This window comes from Streptococcus sp. OH4692_COT-348 (genome assembly GCF_003859975.1).
Lineage (GTDB): Bacteria > Bacillota > Bacilli > Lactobacillales > Streptococcaceae > Streptococcus.
In genome coordinates, this window is sequence record NZ_RQZB01000024.1 from 1 (window position 1) to 5779 (window position 5779).

The 5779-nt window shown below is 36.9% G+C and carries 3 protein-coding genes and 2 pseudogenes; 1 reads left to right on the forward strand and 4 read right to left on the reverse strand.

The features are described from left to right. The 3 genes and pseudogenes from EII37_RS10555 to EII37_RS10565 all read right to left on the reverse strand — a co-directional run. Nucleotides 1-214: G5 domain-containing protein (locus EII37_RS10555; protein ID WP_142997535.1), on the reverse strand; the 214-nt coding region annotated here is incomplete at its 3' end. Next, nucleotides 187-432 (reverse strand): annotated as a pseudogene (locus EII37_RS11565) (G5 domain-containing protein); the annotation flags it as partial. The pseudogene EII37_RS11565 and the gene EII37_RS10555, both read right to left, overlap by 28 nt. Before the next feature lie 17 nt (nt 433-449). Next, entirely contained in the window at nt 450-4544 is a 4095-nt protein-coding gene (locus EII37_RS10565; protein WP_185696008.1) for a sialidase domain-containing protein, read from the reverse strand. A 519-nt stretch (nt 4545-5063) separates the two neighbouring features. Between EII37_RS10565 and EII37_RS10570 the strand changes: the two are divergent. Beyond that, nucleotides 5064-5401 (forward strand): annotated as a pseudogene (locus EII37_RS10570) (transposase); the annotation flags it as partial. 11 nt (nt 5402-5412) lie between these two features. Here the strand turns inward: EII37_RS10570 and EII37_RS11455 are convergent. Further along, nucleotides 5413-5779, reverse strand: a 367-nt coding sequence (locus EII37_RS11455; RefSeq protein WP_124788546.1) for an LPXTG cell wall anchor domain-containing protein, incomplete at its 5' end; no start/stop codon positions are given.

The window sequence follows — 5779 nt, forward strand, 5'->3', positions numbered from 1 at the left end:
GACCATCTTCTGGAATAGTACGACCGATAACCTTCACACCCTGATAGATGATTGTTGGGGTTGCTTCTTGCACAATTTCACTGGTTTGAGAGAGGATAATTCCAGTGCGTATACCGTGGTCTGTTTCATAGATAGTGGTAATCTTACGCTGACCTGCACGACCTTGAACAGTCTGACTTTGACCTTTCAGGAGTGAAGGGTCTTCTCGGTACACAAGTACTGGTGCGATAGGGTAATTTCAGGTTGAGAGGCCACTACATTTTCCTCACGGACAGAGAGAACCTTGTCTGTTTTCACGCCATCTAATGTTTGGTATAGCTTCACAACAGTCTTAGAACCTGCACGACCTGACTGTTTCAGCTGAGTTTGATCTGTATAGAGATCAGAGCTAACCTCAGTCAAGCGTTCGTAAGGAATTGATACCGTTTCACGAACTTCTTCTTTCCCTTCTACAGCTTACGAGTGTAGTCAATTATCATATCACGTGTAACATCTTCTGGAAGGGAAAGAATATAACTTCTTCCATCCTGTGCTAAAACTAGGTTTTTACCTTGATATTTGGCTTGATAACCTGTCACAACTGGAGCCGTTGACTGATCTGTTCCAACACGTCCTGCATTACTACGGTCGTTAGGATAAGTTATTCTTATTGTCTCTGACGGTAATTTTAGTACCCATTGTCCAAGTTTACGATAATAAATAGCATCCACTCTTGCTGGGATATTTGGAGTGCTTGATAATTCTGGTTTCTCTAATTCATTTGCTAGGTAACCAACCACAACTGGAGCTAAAACTGCTGGAAATTTATTTTGTTCAGCAGTCCAACCTGTATAAAGAACAGCTTTGGTTACAAGATTAACAGTTGCTGTTCTTCTATAATTAAGAACAGCTTCGTGAGCAGGCGCAATTTCCTCACCTTGTGTATTCAAGAAACGAGTCGTACGACTAACCGACTTCTGTAAGTCTTTTTCTGTCAAACCAGCTGGCCAAGTAAGCTTCAACTGGCTATCTACCAATGAATCTTTTTCTTTATACTGACTAGCATCAATCTTCTCCACCCTTGGTGTAAGTACAATAGTAAACTGAGTAACCACACGACTGTTGTCACCATAAACAGGAGTTAGTATCTGATGAAATTCATCTGTAACAATCCGATAACCTTTGTTCAAAAAAGATAAAATTTCCCTGTCTACAGACTTACTATCAATCACTTCACCTGTTTTTCCAGTTAAAGAAACAGTTGATAAGACCGCTTTATTAGATTGATTTACAAAACGAATCTGAGCACTTTGATTATCTTTATCATAACGAATGATGCTATCTTGGGTGGCATCATCAGGACGTGGTGCTAGATATCCTTCTGCTGGACGATCCGTATTTTTCAAGGTCAAATAATTCCCATCTTTCCCAATCGCACGGTAACCCGCTACATAAGGAATGGTAACCGTACTATGATTACCGATAACACTCGCATCTAAATAGCTATTGGGATAAGAGATCCTATTCATTTCAGAATTTGGAGTTTGAACAATCCAAGAACCTAATTTCTTATAACGGACACTAGTTGTCACCGAAATTGGTACCAAAGTATGAACATCTTTTTCGATATTTTGGTTAGTAATCAAAGATCTATCAGCCAAATATCCAGCCTGTATAGGAACAACAAGACTGTCAAACTCTGACTTAGCCAAGACCCAAGAACCATAAGTAACCGTACCTTTAACCAGATCAACAATAGCATTACGACTATAAGCGACTGTCTGTACTGTATCTGGGAAAACTTTTCCGTCATCAGCAACATAATGTATAGTTCGGGTTACAGTTCTATTCAAATCATCGTAGCTCAAACCAGCTGGCCACCTTAAGTCATTGTTGATATCAGGATAAAGGAGAGAATTGGCTACTTTTGGATCCGTTGGTTCAACAGTGCGAGTACGGATTGGCAGACGAACATTAGTAGTATCCAGTGGAATATCTGTCACGCTATCCAAAGTCCCTGTTTGAATACCTGTTACAGTCGCCCCCTCATCCTCTGGTTGCCATTGGAAAAGAAGGGTACGATGATCATACTGAGTAACAAAAGGCAGTTTTCTACCATTAGATAATGTTAAAACCAGGCCTTTTCGAGCAAGTACCTCACCATCATAACGTATAGAAACTAAGTTATCATCTGTCGTCACTTGAGCAGAAACTGCCCGAACCTTTGGATTTAAGAAATCCCAGTTAAATTTTCTAAAGGAAAGAGTATAGTCATTTTCACCATCTTCACTATGCTCATAGAGAAGACCAAACTCACCATTACCTAGATTTTGAACAGAATTATAAGCAAACTTACCAGCTTGGACCAAATTATGTCTAATCCATTTCAAACTACCATCTGATTGAACTTCTGCAAGTCGAGCATAACCATTTTCACGACCACGTCCATTAGCATTTACTAATACAATGTACTCCCGACCATTTTGCACAGTGTGAACTGCTGAAAGTTGTACATAAACATCTGGAATATCACTAATTGTTTCAACAGCACCCCAAGTAGCACCACCATCTTTACTAGTAGAAAATTGAACATGACCACTTCGATTACGCATAAACATCTTGAGTGTGCCATCGTTTAACTCGACAACAGTAGCCTCAGTCAATTCTGCTGCTGTGTTTCTCATAGTATTAGAATTCAAAGTTTCCCCTCTGAAGATACGACCATCATTAGGAGAAGCTCCCATATGCCAAGTCAAACCATGATCATCAGAATAAATTACACGAGAAGACTGAGAACCATTGAGATGAGATACATAATTAGTTGAATACATAGGTACTACTAAACGTCCTGCATATCGACCATTCTTCAATGCGATACCTGAACCTGGACCCGTACCCAAAAATTTCATCCAATCTTTCTTTATCTGGGGTGTAATGTCCCTTGGTGCTGACCAAGTTTTTCCGTCATCATTGCTCTCTGAAATCCAAATAAAATTATCCTTGGCTACACGAAAAGGAGAGTCAGTTGTTGGGTTAAAATATATATTTCCCACTAACTTACTGCCATTATACAAATCACCTGTATCACTGTACTTATTATCAGACTTAGTCGATTTAGTGATTACATGATAAGATGTCTTTTGATTATTACTATCATAAATATAACCATCTTCCCGAATAGTATATTTTTCATTTCCCTTATATACTATCTGGTATGTTCGACCATTGACAACTGTATAAGACTCTTCACGAGTAACACTCATACCCAAAATCCCTTGTCCTTCTGGAAAGACATCGTAAATAGAATAAATTTTCTTTGTCTGAGGATCTTGAACTAAAACCATATCAATAGAAATAGGAGAACCAATATTAGCATTTCTAGCTATTGGATTATCACGAATATTTAAAATATTAATTCGTTCACCCCAAGTTTTGCCACCATCCTCACTTCGACGAACAACCATTCCGATATCACCCCAGTCAGAATAATGCAAACGACGTTCATCTGCTCCTGCAATAATCGTACTATCATCCGTTTTCAGCAATGATGGTATACGATAAGAATAAATACCATCACTATTTTTCTGACCATTCAATCCAGCTTGAAAAACAACCTTATTATCTGTTAATTCAGCTGAACTAAGAGCCTTGTTTCCCTGAGGATCTCGAAGAAAAACAGCACTTCGTTGTCCCACCTCTGTGTCACTGAAGGCATAATCATAAATCGTTAGATTACGAATATCTAGATTAGTCCCCCAAACTTTACCATCTCCACGTTGCATAGCTCCTAGCTGCATATTGGTCAAGTTTTGCATAGCTGTCAAAAAAAGACCCGATTTAGTAGAAGATTTGGATAACCTACCATTAACATAAAGTTTTGCCTCACCAGCATCGACATTAACATTAGGTCGAGAAATAGTAAAGGTCAACGAGTTCCACTCATTAGGACGAATACTTTCCTTTCCATCTTCAAAACGATCGTACTGATAGTTCCCCTCTCTTCCTGTTCTAGCCTCTACAACAGGCTTGTTTCCACTTACTCCTAAAAGGAAATACTCATTTCGATTTGAATTACTAGAGGCAGAAAATACACTGTATAAATTTGGTACCGTTTCTGTTGCTTTAAACTCAACATGAACTGTAGCATTGGTTAAATTCTTGACCTTTTTCAAATCTGAACTAAGATCAATACTCTTATCTACCTTATTATTTGTCTGTACGTCATCTACCGATACCACTTCTGAACCCTTGAATATCTCACGAGCGTAGTAATCGTCTTCTTTTTTCATCTCATCAGCACTAGCTGTTACATTGACTATAGGAGCAGCTTCTACTTTATTTGTATGATTAGATACCCCATTGGAAGCATCATTAGGACTAGACACCGTACTGCTTCCTGTAACATCAGTTCCTTCTGTAACAGAAGGTTTTTTCTCAAGTTCAGCTGCACTAACAGGGCTAGACACTGAAGCTCCAAAAACCAACGCTGTACCTAATAAAACAGAACAGAGTCCAACTTTATACTTACGAAAAGAGAATAGTTGTCGCTGATTTGATGATTGCATTATTTTTTCTTTCATATTAAACCAATTTCTAAAAATCAGAGGATACTATTTTTGAAAACAGAAATTTTATCCATCAAAATCCTCTAAATTTAATTATAAAATAATCTACTCAACACGTCAATTTTTTCATTTCATTTTCAATTTATTCACTTTTAAATATATATCTTTTAGATTAAAAACATAGTTTTTTCTTTACTACTCCTAAAATGATTGCTCGGACTTCTTTCACTTCAGTACTCAATTTTTAATAATTATTCTAATATCTTACTTTTATCATATTCTGAATTCACTATATTAAAATAAATCTTAGTACTTTTTACAATCAATTAAGAAGAATATCATCTTTACAAATCACTTGCTCTTTTTTAAAATTACTGATTTTCTTTTAATCAAACCATATTCAAAAGTGACTTGTAAAAATTTAGAAACAGGAAGTAATTCAAACTTTATCTAGAGAGAAATTAAAATCAATTGTCCCTATAAAATATGCAAAGAAAACTTTTAGATTTTGTTAAGTATAGACACCACTATAATCTCTTTCAACTCTTGCTTTTTCACCTTCAGAATAAGGAACCCGAGAAATTTTTCGGACTCATTGAGAACAATCTAAAGCAGATTCATCTTCTTTTCAGACTGTCTTTAAAACCTTTCTAAAGAACAAAGAGAAAATCGTCAACGCCCTTCAATTCCCCTATTCCAATGCAAAATTGGAAGCAACCAATAATCTCATCAAACTTATCAAACGAAATGTCTTTGGTTGTCGAAACTGTGAAAACTTCAAAAAACGGAGTTTTATCGCTCTAAACATCAAAAAAGAAAGGACGAAATTCGTCCTTTCTAATTGTTTAATATTTTAAATATTAAAACATTAGTCTTCTTTTTTCTTGCGTGCTACAAGACCAAATCCACTCAATACTCCAAGAAGTCCAAGAGCTGCTAGGCTAGAGTGATCTTCTGTACCAGTATTTGGCAATTCCTTAGCTGGTTTAGCTGGAGCTGGTTTAGATTGTTCTTGTTTTGGAGCAGCAGGAACAACTTTACGGTAAACGTGACTTACATTACCATCTTTATCAGTTGTAGTCTTAACAAACTCGTATCCTGGGATATCTTTCTTAGGTTGGTTACCTTCTTTATTTGGTGAAATTGGGTTACCATTTCCGTCTACGAATGATGTAGTTGTCTTAACTACTTTACGGTAAACGTGAGTTACATTACCATCTTTATCAGTTGTAGTC